The following is a 19,774-nucleotide window of genomic DNA, read 5'->3' on the forward strand; positions in this document are numbered from 1 at the left end:
GGAACCGGCTGGGACGCGCTGCGGGCGCGGGCGGCGGCCCTCGGCGCCGGCTCCGCCGGGTGCGCCCCGTCCGCCCCCGGCCCCTCCCCGCCCGTGACCGGCAGGTCGGGGCGGAGGGCGTCGGTCTCCGCCAGATCGGCGCGTTCCCGCGCGGAAACGCCGGCCGGCGGAGGCACCGGCCGCGCGCTCGCCGCGAACGGCTTCAGCGCCGTCGCGTTCTCGATCAGGAGGCCCTGCTGGGCCGGCAGGACCGGCCGCTCGCCGGGCGACAGGCTGACGATCGCGAAGGCGCCGACCGCGACCGCCGCGGCGAAGGCCGCGGTGCCGCCCATCACGGCAGAGGCCCGCTTCCAGTCCATACCCAAACCTCGTCAGCCCGAGATCCGCGCGGGTATCGCTCCGCATCGGCATGGCCGCCGCAGCGCGCCATCATCGCGAAGAACGCCTGCGTTGCCTAGAGCCCACGACTGCAACGAGGACTGCAATCACGCCCGCCATCACACCGGCGCCGGCGAGGGTCTACTGTACAGGCGCGAGGTTTCCCGCCCTCCGATCGGCGAGCCTGCCACAAAACTCCCGCTCGACTCCAAGTCTTTGTCGCGACGCGCTCCCCGTCGCCGAACCGGCATCTAGAGCACGCGCCGATTGGATTGCCCCGCAATCCAATCGGATCACGCGTTCTCTATCACTTGGTTAGAGACGGATTCACCGATCAGGTTGAAGCAACCTGATCGGATCCGGCTCTAGGTCGGCCGAAGAGCGCCCTAGTCGTTGGCGTCGAAATGGGCCCCGTCGTGCTCCAGATGCAGGTAGTTGGGGTTGAACAGGGCCACGGCCTGCAGGGCCGCCAGGTCCGGGATCGTCAGGCGCTTGCCCTTCAGGATGATCAGCCCGGCACTGCGCAGCTCCTGCAGGGTGCGGTTCACGTGCACGGTGGTCATGCCCGTGGCGTCGGCCAGCTCGGTCTGCGTCAGAGGCAGCGGGCAGCTGTCGCCCTCGACCAGGCCGACCGTGCGCAGGCGGACGAACAGCTCGCAGAACAGATGGGCCAGCCGCTCCAGCGCCGAGCGCTGGCCGAGATTGACCACCCATTCCCGCTGCACGGCCACGGTGACCAGCGTCTCCCACCAGAGCGCCTGCGTGATGCGCGGATGCCGGGCCGTCAGGTCGAGCAGCCGCTCGCGCGGGATCCCGGCCAGGCGGACGGGCGTGAGCGTGCCGATCGAGTGGTCCATCGCGCGCAGGACGAACACATGGGTGTCGCAGAGGTCGCCCGGCATGAAGAAGGAGATGATCTGGCGCCGGCCATCCTCCAGCTGCTTGTAGCGGCAGGCCCAGCCCTCCAGCACCAGATGGACGTGCTCCGGGCGGTCGCCCTCCCGGATGATGTCCGCATCGGCATCGAAGTCCTGCACCCGCGTCGCGATCTCCTGCAGCGCGGTCTTGTCCGCGGCCGAGAGGCGGGTGAAATGCTCGAGCTTGCGGATGAGATGGTGCGGCATGCGGGCCCCCGTGGCAGGGTGGCACGGTAGCGGCGTCGGCGCACGCGAAAATTCACTTGGGTCAATGCAAGCTTCCATCACGAAGGACTAAAGACCTGCAACGCACGATTGCTTCGGCGGCAGTGATCCGCAGGCCGGGTGACCGGGTTGACCGGGTTTAGGGCTGATCCAGCGAGGGGCCGATGCGGGTGTTCTTCTTCCATCTCCGCACCCCGTCCCATCTGGAGCGCGACGATATCGGGGTGGAGCTTGCCGGCATCGAGGCCGCCTATCTGGAAGCCTGTCGCACCATCCCGTCGCTCAGCGTCGAGCTCGGATGCAAGGGTGCCAACCCGTACCGTCACGCCTTCGAGATCACCGATGCGGCGGGCACCCCGCTGATCGAGGTGCCCTTCCCGGAGGTGCTCGACCGGGGGCGCAGGCCGGTTCCGCCCGCCTCGGCGGCGCAGCACCGGAAGGTTGCCGCGACGATGGAGCGGACCGCAGAGCTGATCGCCTCCATCCGGGCGGAACGGGCGGCGCTGAACGCCACGCTCGCCGAGACGCGGCGGCTTCTGGCGGAGGTGCGTCAGGCCAGCGCCTCCCGGTCGGGCTGAGGCGCCGCCGACCCCGGTCATCTTGCACCACCCGACCGATCCGAGGCGTATCGCGCGATCGCCTCCAGGATGAGCCGCCGGTGCGCGCGCCACTGGATCAGCACGGCCTCCAGCGTCTCCAGCAGATCCCGGGCGAGGCGCGTATCGAGGCCCTGCCGGTCCATCTGGGCGATCAGCAGGACCTGACGGGCGATCCGCGCCTCGCCCTCGGCGATGTGCCGGCCCGCCAGGACGAGATCCGCCTGCTCCCGTTGCAGGGCGCGCTCGGTGGCGCTGAGCGGAGCCATGGGCTGCCCCTCCCTCATGGGCGGCCGGCCTCGGCGCCGGGGCGGCGCGCCGCCGAGCCGGCGGTCGGACGCCGATGCGGGCGCCGATCGCACACGCGATGCAGCCTAGCGCATTCGCGCGGATCGGGCACGCCCGGCAGGATCGATCAAATCTGGTGCAAGAGTCAGTTTGAGCGGATCGAGCCGGTGTTCCCTGCGCTGATCCCCTCCTCGACCTCATCCTGAGGTGGTTTGGGGGGATGGGCCAGGTCTCCGGATGACGATCCGTCGATCCCGGTCGAACAGGCTCTCAGGCGGCCCGGCAGCAGGTCGCCCAGCGCCCGCAGCAGCTCGGCATCGAGGATCGGCTTCTCCAGCTTCGGCCGCGACCGGTAGTCCGGGCGGTCCGCGATCTCCATCTCGCCGGTGGCGAACAGGTAGGGCACGCCGCGCTCGCGCAGGCGGTCCGCCACGGCGTAGACCGCCTCGCCTCTGAGATTCACGTCGAGCACGGCCGCGTCGAGGGGCCCGTCCTCGACGAGGGCCAGCGCCCGCCGCGCGTCCGGCACCGGGCCGGCGACCTCGGCGCCGGCCTCCCTCAGGCAGCGCTCGATCTCGATGGCGATGAGGAACTCGTCCTCGACCACCAGCACGCGGCGGCCGACAAGGTTTTCAGCAGGATCCGACATGCCGACCCGCATTCGCCGTTGCACGGGGTCCGCCCTAACGGATCCCGCCGGCCCGCGCGTTGCCCTAGGTTAGGCGAGCGGCAGCTCGATCCGGCAGCGGACGCCGTCGCTGCCCAGCACGAAGCGGGTCTCGCCGCCCAGGGCATAGCCCAGCGCGCGCTCGATCAGCTCGCGCCCATAGCCGCGCCGGGCACCGTTCTCCGGCGGAACGGCGACGCCGCTCTCCATCCAGTCGAGCGCCAGGTGCTCGTCGCGCCCGTCCTGCCGGATGCGCTCCCAGGTGACGGTGAGCTGGCCCGCCTCGCTCTTCAGCGCGCCGTACTTGACCGCGTTGGTGGTCAATTCGTGCAGCGCCAGGGCGAAGTTCTGAACCTGCTGCGAGCCGAGATGGACCTGCGGGCCCGAGACCGCGATGCGCGCGGGCATGCTGTCGACATGGGCGGCCAGCTCCGCGCGGACCAGGGCGCCGACCTCGACCGTGTCGCTGCCGGATTGGCTGAGCAGGGCCTGCGCGCGGCTGAGCGCCCGCAACCGCGTGATGAAGCTCTCGACCGGGGCGCCCTGGCCGATGGTGCGGGTGGCCAGCGAGGTGACGACGCCGAGCAGGTTGCGCGAGCGGTGCTGCAATGCCTTGACGAGCACCTCCTGGCGCTCGGCCCCGAGCTTGGCCTCGGTCGCGTCGGAGAAGATGCCGCCGATCCGCTGCACGCGGCCCTGCGCATCGACGAGGGGGAAGTCCGTGCTCGAGATCCAGCGCACCTGGCCGTCGCTCGGGCGCTGGACGCGGAAGGCGTGCACGGCGCTCTCGCCGGCGCGCAGGCGGCGCAGCGCGCCGATCATCGATCGCCTGTCCTCCGGCAGGATCAGCCTGATCCAGGAGCGCAGGCTCTGCCCGTCGACCGCCCGGAACGGCACGCCGAAGAGCGCCGCGAAGGCCGGCCCGGCATATTCGAACCGCAGCGTCTGCGCGTTCCGGATCCAGAGCACGTCCGAGGAGGCGTCGGAGAACTGCCGGAAGCGCTCCTCGCTCTCGCGCAACGCCGTCTCGGCGCGGGTGCGGGCGGTGATGTCCACGAAGGTGACGACCGCGCCCGCGATGAAGTTGTCGACGCTGCGATAGGGCAGCACCCGCACCATGAAGCGCGCCCCCGTGGCCGGGTTCTCGATCTCGCGCTCGATGCTGTTGAGGGTCCGCAGCACGCGCCGGACGTCCTCCTGCAGCTCGTCGTAGGCGATGCGCGACTTGATATGGGCGATCGGCCGGCCGGCATCCGATTCCACGAGGTGGAACAGCTCGGTCGCCGCCGGCGTGTAGCGCATCACCCGCAGGTCGTTCTCGAGGAAGATGGTGGCGATCTGCGTGCTCTCGAGGAAGTTCTTCAGGTCGCTGTTGGCCCGCCCCAGCTCCTGGACCCGCAGGCTCAGCTCGCCGTTGACGGTGGTCAGCTCCTCGTTGACCGATTGCAGTTCCTCCTTGGAGGTCTGCAATTCCTCGTTGGCCGATTGCAGTTCCTCGTTGAGCGACTGGTACTCCTCGTTGGACGCCTTCAGCTCCTCGCCCGTGCTCTCGGCCTCCTCGGCGACGGCCTGGAGGCGCTCGGTGGTGGCGCGCAGCTCCGCTTCGAGCTGCTCGATCTGGGTGCGATGGTCCTGCGCGGAGGCCGGCGGGGCGATCGGCTCCGGCGCGGCGCCGCCATCCTTGAACAGCACGAAATAGCCCCGGGCCGGGCCGGCGCCGTCCCGGACGGGCTCGACCACGAGGTCGACCAGGAGGCTGTGCCCGTTCTGACCGACGCGCCGGTTCGCCACGGTGACGGTCTGCCCCTCCTCGGCGGCGCGCCGCAGGGCGCTGCGCAGATCGGGGCGCAGGTCCGGGTGGCTGAGCTGCAGCAGGTTCAGCGTCGCCGCACCGCCGGCCGGGTCGAGGTAGCGGCCGGTGCGGGCGGAGAAGTGCAGGACGTTGTAGGCCTCGTCGGTGATCACGTAGGCCGGCGCGTAGCGCTCCACGAAACGCTCCGCCCGCTGGGCGAGGGAGGGCTCCAGGGGCCGGACGGGAGTGTCGGGGGCGTGCGGGCTCTCGACGGGCAGCGAGCGGACGCTGAACGAGATGTCGGGCAGGATCCGGCTGTGGGTCTCCTGCCGGCGGAAGATGCGCGAGCGGCTCTCGAGCGGGGCGAACAGGTTGGTGTGGCGGGAGATGTTCTCGGAATTGCCCAGGAAGAGCACGCCGTCCGGCCGCAGGGCGAAGTGGAAGACCGGGATGACGCGGTCCTGCAGCTCGGCGTCGAGGTAGATCAGCAGGTTGCGGCAGGAGACGAGGTCGAGGCGGGAGAAGGGCGGGTCCTTGATGATGCTGTGCTGGGAGAAGATGCACATCTCCCGCAGCTCCTTGACGATGCAGTAGGTGTTGCCCTCCCGCACGAACCAGCGCGCCAGCCGCTCGGGGCTGATGTCGTGCACGATGCTGTCGGCGTAGCGCGCCGCCCGCGCGGCGGCGAGCGCCCGCCCGTCGAGGTCGGTCGCGAAGATCTGGACCTGGGGCACCTCGTCGAGCGTCGCCATGTGCTCGCGCAGCAGGATGCCGAGCGAGTAGGCCTCCTCGCCGGTGGAGCAGCCGATGACCCAGACCCGGAGCTGATCGTTGCGGCTCTTGCCGGCGAAGAGCTTCGGGATGACGAGCCGGGCCAGGAGATCGAATTCCCGGGCGTCCCGGAAGAAGCTCGTGACGCCGATGAGGAGATCGTTGAAGAGCTCCTGGGCCTCCTTGGGCTGGACGCGCAGATACTCGACATAGGCCTGGATGTCGCCCTGCTGCAGCACCTGCATCCGGCGCTGCACCCGGCGCAGGAAGGTGCCCTGCTTGTAGCCGTGGAAGTCGTGGCCGGTCTTGTTGCGCAGGACGGCCGCGATGCTGACGAGCGCGATGGCCGTCTCGGCGCTGTCCTGCCGGGCCGGGCCGGCGCCGCCGGAGGCGATCTGCCGGATGCTGGCGTCGAGCCGCTCGGCGAGTTCATCGATGGGCAGGACGGCGTCCGCGAGGGCGCCGGGGATGTTGCTGGCCGCGAGCTGCCCGGCCCGCGACTCCTCCGTCTCCTCGGCCAGCGTCAGGCCGCCGGCATCCTTCACCGCCTTGAAGCCGAGCGTGCCGTCGGCGCCCGTGCCGGCCAGGACCACGGCGATGCTGTAGGCGTCCTCGTCGCTGGCCAGCGAGACGAGGAAGCTGTCGATCGTGCCGCGCTCGCCGGCCTTCTGCTCCGCGGGCCGGACCCGGAAGCTGCCCCCGTCGAGGCTCACGATCAGGTCCGGATCCGGCAGGTAGGTTCGTCCGCCGACGACGGGCGCGCCGTCCTCGATCGGGCTCAGCCGGTGGCCGGCCTCCTCCAGGGCGTGCAGGAAGGCGGCCGCGTCGAGCGCCTCCCGGTGCTGCAGGATGAGGACCAGGGCCCGCTCGGGCTGCGCCGGCAGCCGCTGCAGGAGGTGCGCGAGCGAGGCCGTCTTGGCCGCCGAGGCGCAGAGGGCGACGACGACCGGCCTGCCGGCCTGGGGCACCGTCCGGGCGGGTGTCTTCGCCATGGTCTCATCCTGCTCGGCCGCTGGCCATGCCCGCCCCGCGGCACCCCGTCGGCCGGTGCAGCGGTCCCTGGCGGGCTTCTACCGCAGGTTGGCCGAGGGGGTGCAAGCCCTCATTCCCCGGCGGTCACGTCTCCGGCGCGCCGCCGCCGGCCGCGGGCTCCGGGGGCGGCAGGACGCGCAGGACGGCGCGGCGGATCGTGTCGGCGTAGCGACGGTACTCGGCCGCGCGCGCCTCGTACATCTCGCTCACGGCCATGCGCCCGGTCCGGCGCCCATCCTCGGCCATGCGCCGCACCAGGTCCGCCCGCTCCTCGATGATGCGCAGGGCCACGCGCATGGCCTCGTCGACGGCGCCCTCCTGCTCCTTGGCGGCCGCCTCCGCGGTGAAGGCGTGGCCGACCTGGCAGCGGAAGCGCAGGGGCCGGGCGTCGCGGATCTGGGAGAGCACGCCGCTGCAATGGGGGCAGGTGACGGGCACCGGATCGGCGATGCGGGCCAGAACGTCGCTGTCGATCCGCTCGCCCGCCGCGATGTCGACCTCCAGGCGGATCTCGGGCGGGACCGGCAGGCGCGGCCCGGCGGATTCGTTCACGAGATCCGCGAGGATGTCGCCGATGCGCGCGGCCGGCAGCGTGAGATCGACGTCCGACATCGCGAGCGCGCTGCGCGGCATCTCGTCGGCGATCGCATCGCTAGGGTCCTGAACCAGCGTCAGGCCGCCGCAACGCTTGATCGCCTCAAGCCCAGAAGCCCCATCATTCAAAACCCCACTCAACAGGACGCCGATGACGCGGGGCCCATAGGTTGCGGCGGCCGAGCGGAACAGCGGATCGATAGAGGGCCGGGCCATGTTCTCGCGCGGGCCGTGCCCAAGCTTGATCCCGCCCTCCGTCAGGATGAGGTGACGATCTGGGACGCCCAGATAGATGTTGCCCTGGCTGACCGGCATGCCGTCCTCCGCCGGATAGACGGGCAGGTTCGCCGCCGCGGAGGTCACGGTTGCAAGGAGACCGAGGCTGCGGGCCGGGACGTGCAGCACGATGAACACGGCCGCGGGCAGGGTCCGTGGCAGGGAGGTCAGGATCGCCCGCAGCGGAACCGTCGCGCCGGACGAGCCGCCGATGACGATGATGTCGCGATTGCCCATACTGCGCCGTCCTCGAACGTCGTCACTGACAGGCCAACGCTCCAGAACGCCCGGCGGATATGAACACCCTGGGTGCGCCCCCTGTCATATGGCCCGAAGGGGTTTCGCAGCGCGAGTTGGCCAGGATCCTCGGCGTCTCCGAGGGCGCGGTGCGCAAGGCGATCAAGGCCAAGCGCATCAGCGTGCTGCCGGGTGGTCGGCTGGATCCGCTCGCAGCTCGGGAGGGCTGGGGCGCGTCAACCGATCCAGTGCGTACCAAGGTGCACACTACGCCATCGGTACGCACCGGAGGTACGCAGCGCGCGGCGGAGGTCAGCACCGAGGCAGAGGCGCGCCAAGCGATCAGCCTCGTGGCCCGGGTGCTAGCCGAGGAAGACGTCGAGGCGTCCGGCCCCGTCGACTTCGTCAAGGCCTGGACCGCCGAGCTGACTCTGAAGGCCTGCCAGCGCAGCCTCGACCAGGCCAAGGAGGAAGGCAGCCTCGTGAACCGCGCCGCTGCTGAGGCGGCGTTCCTCGCCGAAGCCAGGGCGATCCGGGACGCCTGGATCGCTTGGCCGGCGCGGATCGCCGTCGAGCTCGCCGATGAACTTGGCATTGAGGCTCGACGCCTCACCACCGCCCTCGACCGGGAGGTGCGCCCCACCTCGCCGAACTGGGCGAGCCCACCACCGACTTCTCAAACGCTGCCTGAGGACCCACGATGCTGAAGCTGGATCCCCGCCCGACCGACCTCCGCTTGATCGGCCTGTTACCCAGCGCAATGTCCTATCCTGCACCTACGCTGCCTCAATTGCCCCGCCCAGCGTGACCAAAGACTTTAGCGCGAACTGAATGATAAATATTCATTCATAACAACATCATGAGCTTCCATCTATAATGTTGGATATCTGAATATCAATTCAGCATACACAATGGTCATGAGCACCTAGTCGCAACCCGGATTGCAACGATGAGAGCAGGTGGACACAGGCACAGGTCCATGCTCTCTGACCACCATCCTACGTCAGGCGAATTCTCAATTAGGAAATCCGGCCATGAAATGGGCTCTTTTGGCCGCGGCGATCATTGTGCTGGCCTGGCTCATTATCACCTACAACGGGCTGGTCGCGCTTCGGCAGCGCACGGCACAGGCTTTCGGCGATATCGACGTGCAGCTGAAGCAGCGCCATGACCTGATCCCAAACCTCGTCGAGACAGTGCGGGGCTACGCCGCGCACGAGCGGGGAACGCTGGAGGCGGTGATCCAAGCCCGCAACGCCGCGGCGGCCGCTCAGGACCCTGGGCAAGTGGTGCGGAGCGAAGGGGCGCTCCAGAATTCGCTGCAGCGCCTCGTCGCCCTAGGCGAGGCGTATCCCGACCTGAAGGCGAGCACCAACTTTCAGGCGCTGCAGGAGCGCCTCGCCGACATCGAGGACAAGCTTGCGGCAGCTCGGCGCTTTTTCAACAACGCGGTCGCCGAGTACAACGCTGCGATCGCAGCGGTCCCAGCCGTCTTATTCGCGGCGCCGTTCGGCTTCACGCCGAAGCCGTTTTTCGACCTCGGAGAGGGCACGCGTGCAACGCTCGAGGCACCGCCTCGCGTTTCGTTCTGACGGCAGCAGGACCGGCCAATGCTGCCCGCCTACGGCCTCTACACGCATATTCGTGCGAACGAGGTCCGGTCTCGTGTCCTCGTCATCTGCTTGTTCCTCTTCAGCCTCGTGTTGGCCTACGGGCTCGCCCTTCTGATCCGCGCAACGAGCGGCGGCTTGCCTGCTGGAACGCTGCCAGGCTTCGCTGCCTACCTGCGGGCAGCCCTACACGATCTCGTCTGGATGGGACCGCTCGCCATCGCCGCCACCATCCTATGGCTGTTCGTCGCCTTTCGCGCTCATCAGGCCATCGTGGCGGGGGTGATCGGAGCTCGACCCTTGATACGGTCGGAAGCGCCGGACCTGTACCGCCTGCTCGAAGCCCTCTGCATCGCGCGCGGCATCGCGATGCCGGCCCTTCAGATTGCCGACGATCCGGCACTGAACGCCTACGCCACCGGCCTCAACCCGAGCCAGTACACGATCACGGTGACGACCGGACTGATGGCGTCGCTGGACGCGCGCGAGATGCGGGCGGTGCTCGCCCATGAGCTGACGCATATCCGCAACGACGACGTGCGGACCATGATGATTGCTGTGGTGATTGCGGGGATTTTCGCCTTTCTAGCCGAGGCCGCCTCTCGACGCGACTACACCCGCGACCTCGGCAGCCGACGCGAGGGTGCCTTCCCGGCGATGCTCCTCGGCGCCGCGCTGATCACCCTCGCCTGGATCCTTTCCCGAGTTATACAGTTCGCGCTCTCTCGTACGCGGGAGTACGTCGCAGATGCCGGGGCCGTGGAGCTTACGAAGGATCCGGACGCTTTGATCTCGGCTCTTCTCAAAATCTCGGGACGAGGCGATCTCGTGCGTGCGCCGGCAGGCGTCATGGAACTCTGCTTCGACAACCCCCGCGCCGGCTTCCTCGGTCTCCTGAACACGCATCCCGCGGTCGAGGACCGGATCGCCGCACTCGTCCGGTATGCGGGTGGACGGGCCCCCTGACCGCCCCGAGGGCTCAGGGCGGCCGCACCATTTCCAGGGGTTTGCCACCCGCGGCCTTGGCATAGCTCTCCGGTCCGGAGGGTTCGAGAGCCAGGGAGGTCTCTGGTTTGCCGTAGAGCATCAGCTTGAAGTCCTCGACCCTGGCGCTATCGAGTCGCAGGCGAGCGACAGCAGGATCGCAGGGTGTGCCGGTCTTCAGGGTCAGCTCTGTCGCCTCATCCTTCGGGCCTTTGGAGAATGTGAGCGGGCACAGCGCAGAGCCGCCAGGGCGGCGCAGCACCCACGAGCCCGTCAGCGCGGGGGCGTAGGGTGCCTGATCCACCCCCGGCGCCGCTTTGACCATGAAATGGACTGGTGGCGTCTCGAAGGAGGTCTTCATGATCGTCGTTTCGTCCTCGCCGAACTCGAGGAGGAGCTTTCCGTCCGCCGCAAAGAGCCGGACGCCGCCGTCGTAGTTCCAGGCAGCCGCGCGCCCGACGGCAACCAGGCGCACGGCACAATTGGCAGCCGGCGTTGCGCGCCAGTTCTTACCTGCCCGCTCGGCGGCCAGCGCGATGCGGCAGCCCGGCTTACCGTCATCCGTAGCGACAAGCCATTCGCCGACCGTGTCCTTGATGAAGTCCGGAATCGGGGCTGCGTGCGCGGCCACAGTGCTGAGCGTGAGCCAAGCGGCGAGTAGGAAGCGCGGCATGACGGGCTTCCTCAGTTGACCTTGACCAGTTCGACGCGTCGGTTCTTGGCTCGCCCCTCTTCGGTGGCGTTGCTCGCGAGCGGCGCGGCCATGCCCACACCCTGCGGGACGAGGCGCGCAGCTGCGATGCCGGACCCCGTCAGGGCAGCCGTGACGGCCTGGGCTCGACGGCGGGAGAGGTCGAGGTTGTAGTCGACGCCGGCTTGGTTGTCGGTGTGGCCGACGACCAGCACCTTCGTGGCGGGGGCACCGCGCAGGAAGCTCACCAGCTCGGCGAGCTGCGCCTGACTCTCAGGCTTGATCTCCGCTTTTGCCGTGTCGAACTGTATTGCGTAGAGCGCCACACGGCCCTCGCGCTCAAGGCCCTGGCCAACGGCGCTCGCCGCGATCGTCTCCATGCGCTGCTCGCGCGCGGCCGTCTCCACGGTCACCACCAAGGCCACCAAGCGCCCAACCCAGGCCTTGCAGTTCGAGCCCGCCGAGACGTCGCCGACGTTCCAGACGAGCACCGCCGCCTTGCCGCCACCCTTCGGCAGATCGAGCAGGGTGTAGCGCTGGGCCGAGCGATCCTCCTGCAGCACGCATTCCGTCCAGGGCCCCGCGATCATGTCGTAGGGGTAGAGCATGTGTACGAGGCCGGTCTTGCTGCCGCCGGATCGCCCCGAGGTGACACCGGACCCACCGCAATCGTCGCGGCTGCACTCGAAGAGGACGCTGCCACCCGCCTCCTTGACTGCCTGCTGGTAGCCGCGCACGACCTCCAAGGCCGAGCGGCCCGCAGGCAGGAGATAACTCATTCGCGTGAGCCGCCCCTCCACGGTCAGGGGCTCGGGGGGCAGGTAGAGGTCGTTGTTGTGGGCATCGACCTTGTCGGGGCGCCGCTCGAGCTTGGCATTCGGTAGAGCGATCTCGTCGAACGCGCTGGCCTTGCTCTCCAACAGGATGGCGTCCGCATAGCGCGGCAGAGCCGTCGCATCCCGTGCGCCCGGCGCGTCGCCCGCTGGGATAGAGCCGGCCTTCAAAGGCGGAGCTGCAGGGGCAGCTTGGCGCACAGGCGGCGGCCCCGCCGCGACCAGGAGAAGGGCAGCGCACGCGAGCAGGCGTTTCATCGAATCCTCAAGACATGTCCGACAGCGGAGCATACACTGGTTTGAATGGAGGGTGGCAAGTCGGTAAATCCGATTTATGCTGTCTTCACATCTCGCGCTCTAAATTCGAGCAGTCTTGCAGATGCTACGACTTTGGCGGTCGCCCTGATGGGACCGCAGGCCTTTCAGCCGGCATCATGCCCCGGAGCCGAACCTTCCCGTGAGTAGTGTTGGCCAGCTTCAGCGCAAACACCGGCCTAAGATGTTAGACACCAATCCCTTCGAACGCGGGGCCTACACCGGACGCGATCGCGGTGCGGATCATCTGCGCCGCAGGCGCCCAGCGAATCCCGATTCACGACGATCCTGCCAACAGCACCTGCGAAGTCGGTGGCTTCGTGCAGTTCGCCCGTCTCGGGCAGGCCTGGGCCTTCACCGAGGTGCGGCATCGCTGGCCGGAAATGGTGGGCGAGTAGATGAATCCTGCGCGGGGTGCGCGGGCGCCACTCTATGAGTCCTATTGAAGCTTGCCTCCGCCTCCATAAAGTCTGCTGGTTGGTAGGATTCGGATCTCGCCGCTGGGCGGCGTGAGGTGCCAGGAGACTTGTTATACTGACCTGTGGCCGATACACAGAAACTCTGCATATTTGGTGGGTAGGCACATGAGCAGCTTAAACGCTCAATCAATCTGCTCGGTATATGTCGGCGGATCTCGTTATCTCATTGGACCTATGTCTGCATTTCCGGTGCGTAGAGATACGATACGGATCCCACCTTCAAGCACCATTAGGACCATCGCACGAGAATCATCTGAGGTAAAACTCCTTCAATTTCGACTCGGCGATACTTATTCCGGGCAGATAGCCGATGCTGAGAAATGGCTGAAGAGCCAAGTCGAGCAAAAACGTGTCGCAATCATCCCGGTCGACTCTCATGTCCATAAACCGAACAGAGAGGCCTATAGAGATCGCGAGATAAGAGCACCTGGCTTAGTAGGGGGCGGATCGAAACTCATTGAAATTTCGTCTGATTTGAAGACATGGCCGGCACGCAGCAAGATAATGGAGATGATACTTCGATCTATTTCATATCTCCCCAAGCAAATACAAAAAGATTTGGTGGATTTTATCTCACCTACATCTCTATCGATACTTGCAGGAACTTTAACTTTTTGGGCTGCAGGTCACTTCTTCGGATACGGAGAAGCAATCGACGTTGTCCTTCTTGGAGTAGGCTATGCGCTTATCGGTTACTCAGCAATTGAAGGGGTAGGAAATCTTTTGGCCGGCGTCAAAGGAGCATACTTAGCTCAAGACGAGAAGCAGCTGGAGTCTGCTGCCCAAACATTTGCGCAGGGCGTGTCTCGACTTGGCGTTGACGCGATCTTGCTATTCCTAGCCAAGAAGTTCTCTGCATCGGCAACAGCTGAAGCAGAAGCCAACGCAATTGCTAGGTGGCAATCGTATATTTCAGGCCTTGAATTGCAATTCGACGGATCAAAAGCTGCTCTGTGGGCAAGACTGGGCGACAAAGGAGAGCGCGCAGCATCACTTGCAAAGGCAGAAGGCCTAACTACTCTTGAGACTGTTCTTGAGAAAACAAACTTTTTTCAGCGGTACAAAATTGAATTCGGCAGCAAGCATACTGAGGTTACAAATAAAGTTTGGCAGATGATTTCCGAAAAATTTGCATCCAAACTATCTGGGAGAGTCACGGTCTATATGGATCAAGTCAAGTTGATGGGCGGAAATCAGCCGCAGCTCGGTGCAGAGCTATTAGAAATTCTCGATCATACAAAAGTTACCAGCATTGTATTCAAGGACGTAAGCAACCCTTCGTTCTCACTTGTTTGGTCACCCGCCGATCTCGCGCGCTATCGTGGCCAGGTCCCTCCATCCGGGCGATGGAACTGATCGTTTTGACACTGCGCCTCCTTTTACTCGGAGATCCGGCCTACGGCCCGAAGGGCTAGAAGTACTGTGAAGAGATGTTCTAGGAGCCTTGGCCGCTCGCGCGGTCAGGGCTCTTTCGTGCCTCCAAGAGGTCCGTGGCGCGTCAGGCAGCCTTCCGGCGCCCGCGGGCCTGCTCCCGCTCCGCCAGGGCGCCAGGCCGGCCGAGGCCGATCTGTTTGGCCAGCGCCGAGCGCTGGGCGGCATAGTTCGGCGTCATCATGGGGGTCGGCCGGCAGACCGAAGCGCCCGCGGTAGGGGCGCGGATCGGAGTTGACTGTCTCACGGTCAGATTGTGCGCCAATCCGGTACCTCCTTTGGGAAGCGCTCTAGGCGATCGAGGATCGCTGTAACCAACGCTAGAGCGGGATACCCCTTCTTCCAAGGACCCGTTTCGCTACCTCGCTCAAGCCGTATCGCGCTGCGTCCGGCCGCGTATCGAAGACAGTACCCCCAATCTGGCAGGAGGCTGCTCAGCAGCCGGACCGCATCATCGTATGAGGTGATGAACGGCCGCACAGTCACGCTGCACGCTGTCACATAGTAGTAACGCTTGAACTCGTCGCAGGGGCCCCACGGCCGCCACCTCAATGGCGGACTATGACCTTCATTGTTCAAGAAAATTGTATCGACACAGAGCGTATATCGGTCGCCGTTTATTTGTGCGCACCCTAAGCAAAAGGGCGCCAATCAGTTCTGGATCTGCCCGTGTTGCGCGCCATTGATAGTAATACTTATCTTCTAAGCGCTCGCGGATACTGCGAACCTGCGCGGGGTCGATTTCACGAGGATCTGGGCGAGTGTCCCTGAAATGCTGGTCTTTGTAGGTGCCGATCATGTCGTCCATGGCAGCTTGATCCCGCGGATATGTTTCACTCCATATCGCATCCTTGATCCCGTAATCTGCCTAGGCTGATACACTCCAAGCATTCCTCGCAATTTCTCCCGCTAATCTGGAGATACCAGTCAGCAGACGACGCTCGGCTTTCGCGATTAGTCTTGTAGTCGTCATCGCATCAGCATCCAGGCTTCAAGGACACCCATAGCTCAGCCGAAAGCCCATTCCCTACCGCCTGAAAGGTGAGGTTTCCTTAAGAATACCATGATCGCGCACGCTGGTGAGAGCAGTTGCCGGTCGTAGAGACGCGGTCGTGACGATCATCGACAGGCTGGGCAGAGGTTACGGCTCTCGGAGGTCTCGCGCCATCAGTTCGAACCCCGCCATCTCAAGCCTAACGAGCAGCCGGCGCCGCGCATCGCCGAGTAGCCGGTCGTGCCGAGCTCGCGCACCCGGATCGGTCTGCTCTATCTCAACGATCGCGCGCGCCGCCCGATGCAGGTCGTCTGCCGCGGCATCCAGACCGGGATCACGCTCGACCAGCGTCAGAATGTCGAGCAGGTGATGCCGCAGTTCCTGCACCGCCGATGGCTGACCGAGCCGGACCTGTGCGAGCGCCGCCTCGATCCCATTGAGGCGGTCGGCCAGCATCTCGGAGACCAGAGCCGGCGTCACGATCAGGCGCCGGGTGTCCAGTCGATCCTGGGCTGCTGCGACAGGATCCGCTCGAAGTAGTTGGCCACCGCCTGGGCCCCGTCCGAGTGCATCATGGCGACCGGATGCGCGAGATAGGCGCGGGCCAGATCCAGCGGGATCTCGCCGGCCTGGAGCGCGCCGAGCACCGCGTCGATGAAGGCGTCGTTGGCCTCGTTGAAGTCGCTGGAGAGCTTCTTGCGGTCGTTGAGCGCTTTGATCGGCATGGCTGGATGATCCGTGATCTCCGAGAGCGGGTGGCGTATCAGGTGGCCCCAATCCGCTCGGCAGGGGCGAGGGCCGAAGCGGGGAGGCGCGACGATTCGTGTTGCAGCCCCGACCCTGAGCAACGTCACCGCCGCCGCATGCCGGTCGCGCTCCGGTGACACCTTGGTGACACCGGCTCGCCCCGCGGGGCTGCATGAGCAGCTAAGTCATTGAAAAGGTTGGCGCACCCGACACGATTCGAACGTGTGACCTTTGCCTTCGGAGGGCAACGCTCTATCCAGCTGAGCTACGGGTGCTGAGCCACCCCGTGATTAGCCGAAGCGCTCCTGGGGCGCAACGGGGTTGTGGGAGATGCTGCGCTCGGCGGGATCCGTGCGATCCTCTGGCCAGGATCACCCGCTCGAATCGGGCCGGGCTCGCGCGGATGCGAGGGCACGCAGTCGTGGCTGCGCCGCCGTTGCGCCTCGGATGCGGACGGCGTGCCATGTTGTCGGGACGTGTGTGCCGCGGAGGCGCCGCTTGATGTCGAGGCTCTCGGGCCGCCGTCCGGACGCGGACCGCCCCCGCCTCAGGCCCCTCTCCGCGCGCAGCGCGACAACCTGAGGATGGAAAAGCGATAGCCTTGACCGGGAACCTGTGGAGAATGGGTTCGATAACGGCTGCGTGATGCCTAAGCGTCGGCGGTCGAGCCGGCGGCATGGTTTTGCTGAATTGCTCCGCTTGAACCCAAGCCCTGTGGCAAGGCCTCGGATCGCGGCAGGCGATCTCGTGCACGCCATCGCCGCTCTGAGGCAGGGCGAGCGTCTGGTCGCTCTCGGCACGGGCCGCGATGGCATCGGCGAAAGTGTCATACAAGGCGGCTCGCCGCGTCGCAGCATACTGCTGGTCGCGTGCTAAGCCGATCCCACGGCCGCGGCGATCCTCGACAGACTCCTCGATGATCTTGCCGACCTCGCTCTCAAGCACTGGCCGCGCTGGCAAGGGAGCGGGCGTGCCGCCGATCCCTGGCTGAAGGCGGCATCGAAACGCGCTGCGCTCGGGTTCCCACCGCGCTTCGGCGCCGTGCCCCTCGACGTCCTGGGGCCGACGGACTTCTGGCGGAGCGCAGCGCTCAGCTTCGTCACCGCACTGCTCCAGACGATGCCTGACGGACGTCGTCAGTCGGACGCCGTGCTCGCCGGTGTGGCGCGCCGCTTCCGCGTCGAGCGCGAGGTCGAGGCCGCGTTCAACACGCCGAACATGGATGCGCGCCGCATCGTCGATGTCCTGGTCAAGGCGTTGATGAGCGTCGATGCGAGCCGGGCGCTGAAACATCTCGATGTTTTCCGGGCGCTCTGCCTCCTGCGCTCGCAGAACCTCGAGGTGGTCGCCCTCGCCCACGCGTGGCTGCAGGGTTACGACGCCGATCCGGGGCAACGCGCGATCCTTGGCTTCAAGACACCGCCTTCCGCTCCCGTCGAACTCGTGCGGGGCATGTGCTGGATCATGGCGCTCAGCGGACCCACTCTCGTCGCCGTCGATCAGATCGACGGTCTCATCGAGAGCAGCCGCCTCGCCGCTGAGAACGGCCTCGAAGCCGAGGCGGGGCTGGCCGAGGTGCTGGCCGCCGGGCTGCTCGAGGTCAACGTCGTCTGCGACCGCAGCATGACGGTCGTGGCCTGCCTGGAAGATTCTTGGGAGCGCCTCTCGGCCCGCGGCCTGAAGCCGATGGCGGACCGGTTCGGGGAGCCGACAGGTCTCCTCGGCATGAACAAGCGGTCCGCCGCTGCCAACCTGATCGCCGGCCGTCTCGGGCCGGCCTTTGCGGAGGCGGGTTTCACGCCTCCCTCCCCGACCTGGCCCTTCAACGAGCGGGCCATCACGCAGGCGGCGGAGGCGAACATGATGCCCCGCACCTTGCTGATGCGCTGCGACACCTTCCGCCGCCACTGCCTCGCGGCGGGAGCGGTCACGGCCTGCGACAGCGTCATCGAGGCCGCCGTGGCGTCACCGGATCCGGTTCCGGCCGCCGAGTTCGACCTCGCCGCCGCTGCGGCGCAGGCCGACATTGCCGGAATCCGGAGCGACGAGGACATCTGGCTCGGGCAACTCCTGCGCGACGCCTTCGACCTCTACGCCCTGGAGGACGATCCGGACGACGCCCTCGACGTGGCAAGCAAGGGCGAGCCAGACCAAAAAATCCCACCGCTGCATGGGCGGCTGATCTTCATCCACCGGGAGGAGAACGATCGGGAGCGGCACGTCTGCTACCGGGCGCTTCAGCACCAGAACGCCATCGCGTTCCAGGCCCGGCTGCGCGCGGCGCTGACCGCGTCGGGAATCTCGACGCGCATCCCCGACCGGGAGCTGCTGCTCGTCCGCCGGGGCTCGATGCCGGGCGGCGCCAAGACGAAACAGCTCGTCGATGCCTTCACGGCGGCCGGGGGCAAGCTGATCGATCCGTCCGATGCGGATCTGCGGATCCTGGCCGGCCTGCGCGATCTGCGGGCGAAGGCACAGGCCGAGGGCGATGCCGACACGTTCGAGCGCTGGCTTCGGACTGAGCAGCCAGTCGGTCGGACCCACTTCTTCGAGACCGCCGGTATCGGCCGGGCGAGGCCGTGCCCGCGCCGGACGCTTCTGCTCCACCGCCCGAGACGCCGGCACGACCCGTGCCCAAATCCCGTCCGGACATGATCGCGGTCGGTCACCGGATCACCCTCGACGCGCCGGCGGTCGATCTGCCGATCCGTCTCCTGCCCCGCCATACGGCAATCATCGCCGGCTCTGGCTCCGGCAAGACTGTGCTCCTGCGCCGCCTTGTGGAAGAGGCGGCGCTGGCCGGCCTCCCGGCCATCGTGATCGACCCGAACAACGACCTGTCTCGCCTCGGCGACCCGTGGCCGGAGCGGCCGAAGGCCTTCACGCCCGAGGACGCGCGCAAGGCGGAGCGCTACCGCGAGCGTGTCGAGGTCGTGGTCTGGACGCCGGGCGTGCGCGCCGGCAACCCACTGTTCCTCTCGGTCCTGCCCGATTTCTCGGAACTGGGCGAGGACCGGGACGAGCGTCAGCAGGCGATCGAGATGGCAGCCGAGACTCTCGGGCCACTGGCCGGTGCAAAGACCAACCTCCTGCGCGGCGTGCTCATGGGAGCGCTGGAGCATTTCGCGGCGCGCGGCGGCAAGCTTCCCGACTTCATCGCCCTGTTGGCGGATCTGCCCGACGGCATCAGCGACATCGGCAATGCCGGGAAGCACGCGGCCGGCATGGCCGACCAGCTGCGCGCGGCGGTGGCGACGAACCCGCTCCTCAAGGTCGAGGGCACGGTGCTCGACCCACGTCACCTGTTCTTCGGGAGCGACCCGGCGCGCACGCGCATCTCTGTCGTCAATCTCTCGGGTCTCGCCTCGGACGCGGCCCGAGAGGATTTCGTGAACCGTCTGCAGATGACGCTGTTCGGCTGGATCAGGACGAACCCGTCCCCGCGCGGCATACTCTACGTGGTCGACGAGGCGCAGAGCTTCCTGCCCGCCCAGAAGGCGTCACCCAGTCTCGGCAGCGGCATCAAGCTCGTGGCGCAGGGCCGCAAATATGGGCTCGGGATGATCGTGGCGACGCAGGTGCCGCGCGGCATCCACAATCAGGTGGTCTCCAACTGCACCACGCAGTTCTTCGGCCGGCAGAGCGCGCCCGCCACCATCGCGGCCGCCCAGGAGATCCTGGCCGCGAATGGAGGCACGGCCTCGGATATCGGCAAGCTCAGTGCCGGCGAGTTCTACTTCGCGACGGAGGGCTCGGGACGGCCGGCCAAGCTGCGCACGCCGCTCTGCCTCTCCCATCACCCGGCCAACCCGCCGACGCCGGAGGAGGTGGCGCGGCGGGCGAAGGCCTCCGCGGGGTCCGCTCGGTGAAGCGGGACCAACCGCGCGGGACTGCCGGACCGAGCGGCAGCGCGACCG

General features: G+C 66.9%; 18 protein-coding genes, 1 tRNA gene and 2 pseudogenes. 8 read left to right on the top strand and 13 right to left on the bottom strand.

Annotated features, from left to right (window positions below; all coding sequences use genetic code 11):
• A pseudogene (locus tag MET9862_RS18265) lies at window positions 1-359 on the bottom strand (hypothetical protein); the annotation flags it as partial.
• Window positions 360-764: 405 nt separating this feature from the next.
• Complete coding sequence (locus tag MET9862_RS18270) at window positions 765-1,502, bottom strand: Crp/Fnr family transcriptional regulator (protein WP_142584327.1); 738 nt, start codon at window positions 1,500-1,502, stop codon at window positions 765-767.
• Window positions 1,503-1,684: 182 nt separating this feature from the next.
• Between MET9862_RS18270 and MET9862_RS18275 the strand changes: the two genes are divergently transcribed.
• Window positions 1,685-2,098: a DUF6894 family protein gene (locus MET9862_RS18275; protein ID WP_142584328.1), complete on the top strand. Its 414-nt coding sequence runs from the start codon at window positions 1,685-1,687 to the stop codon at window positions 2,096-2,098.
• Window positions 2,099-2,115: 17 nt separating this feature from the next.
• Here MET9862_RS18275 and MET9862_RS18280 read toward each other — a convergent pair whose 3' ends face one another.
• The 4 genes from MET9862_RS18280 to MET9862_RS18295 all read right to left on the bottom strand — a co-directional run bounded on the left by MET9862_RS18280 (window position 2,116) and on the right by MET9862_RS18295 (window position 7,773).
• Entirely contained in the window at window positions 2,116-2,385 is a 270-nt protein-coding gene (locus MET9862_RS18280; RefSeq protein ID WP_142584329.1) for a hypothetical protein, read from the bottom strand.
• 164 nt (window positions 2,386-2,549) lie between these two features.
• On the bottom strand, window positions 2,550-3,053 hold the full coding sequence (locus tag MET9862_RS18285) for a response regulator (protein WP_142584330.1): 504 nt from the start codon (window positions 3,051-3,053) through the stop codon (window positions 2,550-2,552).
• A 69-nt stretch (window positions 3,054-3,122) separates the two neighbouring features.
• Window positions 3,123-6,626: a CheR family methyltransferase gene (locus MET9862_RS18290; RefSeq protein ID WP_142584331.1), complete on the bottom strand. Its 3,504-nt coding sequence runs from the start codon at window positions 6,624-6,626 to the stop codon at window positions 3,123-3,125.
• A 124-nt stretch (window positions 6,627-6,750) separates the two neighbouring features.
• The gene (locus tag MET9862_RS18295) at window positions 6,751-7,773 is read right to left on the bottom strand and encodes a chemotaxis protein CheB (RefSeq protein WP_142584332.1); all 1,023 of its coding nucleotides are present in this window, start codon (window positions 7,771-7,773) and stop codon (window positions 6,751-6,753) included.
• Window positions 7,774-7,889: 116 nt separating this feature from the next.
• On the opposite strand from MET9862_RS18295, the gene MET9862_RS18300 reads away from it, so the two are divergent.
• The 3 genes from MET9862_RS18300 to MET9862_RS18310 all read left to right on the top strand — a co-directional run bounded on the left by MET9862_RS18300 (window position 7,890) and on the right by MET9862_RS18310 (window position 10,349).
• Complete coding sequence (locus tag MET9862_RS18300; protein WP_244612782.1) at window positions 7,890-8,480, top strand: hypothetical protein; 591 nt, start codon at window positions 7,890-7,892, stop codon at window positions 8,478-8,480.
• Between the two features lie 327 nt (window positions 8,481-8,807).
• Window positions 8,808-9,365: a LemA family protein gene (locus MET9862_RS18305; RefSeq protein WP_142584333.1), complete on the top strand. Its 558-nt coding sequence runs from the start codon at window positions 8,808-8,810 to the stop codon at window positions 9,363-9,365.
• Window positions 9,366-9,386: 21 nt separating this feature from the next.
• Complete coding sequence (locus MET9862_RS18310) at window positions 9,387-10,349, top strand: M48 family metallopeptidase (protein ID WP_438616630.1); 963 nt, start codon at window positions 9,387-9,389, stop codon at window positions 10,347-10,349.
• Window positions 10,350-10,362: 13 nt separating this feature from the next.
• Here the strand turns inward: MET9862_RS18310 and MET9862_RS18315 are convergent, their stop codons facing one another.
• Window positions 10,363-11,040: an AprI/Inh family metalloprotease inhibitor gene (locus MET9862_RS18315; RefSeq protein ID WP_142584335.1), complete on the bottom strand. Its 678-nt coding sequence runs from the start codon at window positions 11,038-11,040 to the stop codon at window positions 10,363-10,365.
• Window positions 11,041-11,051: 11 nt separating this feature from the next.
• Window positions 11,052-12,182: an OmpA family protein gene (locus tag MET9862_RS18320; protein WP_142584336.1), complete on the bottom strand. Its 1,131-nt coding sequence runs from the start codon at window positions 12,180-12,182 to the stop codon at window positions 11,052-11,054.
• Window positions 12,183-12,442: 260 nt separating this feature from the next.
• On the opposite strand from MET9862_RS18320, the gene MET9862_RS29490 reads away from it, so the two are divergent.
• On the top strand, window positions 12,443-12,604 hold the full coding sequence (locus MET9862_RS29490; protein WP_185156922.1) for a hypothetical protein: 162 nt from the start codon (window positions 12,443-12,445) through the stop codon (window positions 12,602-12,604).
• A gap of 186 nt (window positions 12,605-12,790) precedes the next feature.
• Window positions 12,791-14,041: a hypothetical protein gene (locus MET9862_RS18325; RefSeq protein ID WP_142584337.1), complete on the top strand. Its 1,251-nt coding sequence runs from the start codon at window positions 12,791-12,793 to the stop codon at window positions 14,039-14,041.
• Between the two features lie 142 nt (window positions 14,042-14,183).
• On the opposite strand, the pseudogene MET9862_RS18330 reads toward MET9862_RS18325, so the two are convergent.
• The 5 genes and pseudogenes from MET9862_RS18330 to MET9862_RS18350 all read right to left on the bottom strand — a co-directional run.
• Window positions 14,184-14,346 (bottom strand): annotated as a pseudogene (locus MET9862_RS18330) (MucR family transcriptional regulator); the annotation flags it as partial.
• A 338-nt stretch (window positions 14,347-14,684) separates the two neighbouring features.
• Window positions 14,685-14,924 carry a hypothetical protein gene (locus MET9862_RS18335; RefSeq protein WP_142584338.1) on the bottom strand — a complete coding sequence of 80 codons (240 nt, stop codon included), beginning with the start codon at window positions 14,922-14,924 and terminating at the stop codon, window positions 14,685-14,687.
• Window positions 14,925-15,257: 333 nt separating this feature from the next.
• Complete coding sequence (locus MET9862_RS18340) at window positions 15,258-15,590, bottom strand: hypothetical protein (RefSeq protein ID WP_142584339.1); 333 nt, start codon at window positions 15,588-15,590, stop codon at window positions 15,258-15,260.
• 2 nt (window positions 15,591-15,592) lie between these two features.
• Window positions 15,593-15,835: a hypothetical protein gene (locus tag MET9862_RS18345; protein ID WP_142584340.1), complete on the bottom strand. Its 243-nt coding sequence runs from the start codon at window positions 15,833-15,835 to the stop codon at window positions 15,593-15,595.
• A 220-nt stretch (window positions 15,836-16,055) separates the two neighbouring features.
• Window positions 16,056-16,132, bottom strand: a tRNA-Arg gene (locus tag MET9862_RS18350).
• A 766-nt stretch (window positions 16,133-16,898) separates the two neighbouring features.
• Between MET9862_RS18350 and MET9862_RS30175 the strand changes: the two genes are divergently transcribed.
• Window positions 16,899-18,512: a hypothetical protein gene (locus MET9862_RS30175; RefSeq protein WP_244612784.1), complete on the top strand. Its 1,614-nt coding sequence runs from the start codon at window positions 16,899-16,901 to the stop codon at window positions 18,510-18,512.
• Window positions 18,488-19,726 carry an ATP-binding protein gene (locus tag MET9862_RS30180; RefSeq protein ID WP_244612785.1) on the top strand — a complete coding sequence of 413 codons (1,239 nt, stop codon included), beginning with the start codon at window positions 18,488-18,490 and terminating at the stop codon, window positions 19,724-19,726. The genes MET9862_RS30175 and MET9862_RS30180 overlap by 25 nt, the downstream gene beginning before the upstream one ends.
• Window positions 19,727-19,774 lie beyond the last annotated feature (48 nt).

The organism is Methylobacterium symbioticum, assembly GCF_902141845.1.
GTDB lineage: Bacteria > Pseudomonadota > Alphaproteobacteria > Rhizobiales > Beijerinckiaceae > Methylobacterium > Methylobacterium symbioticum.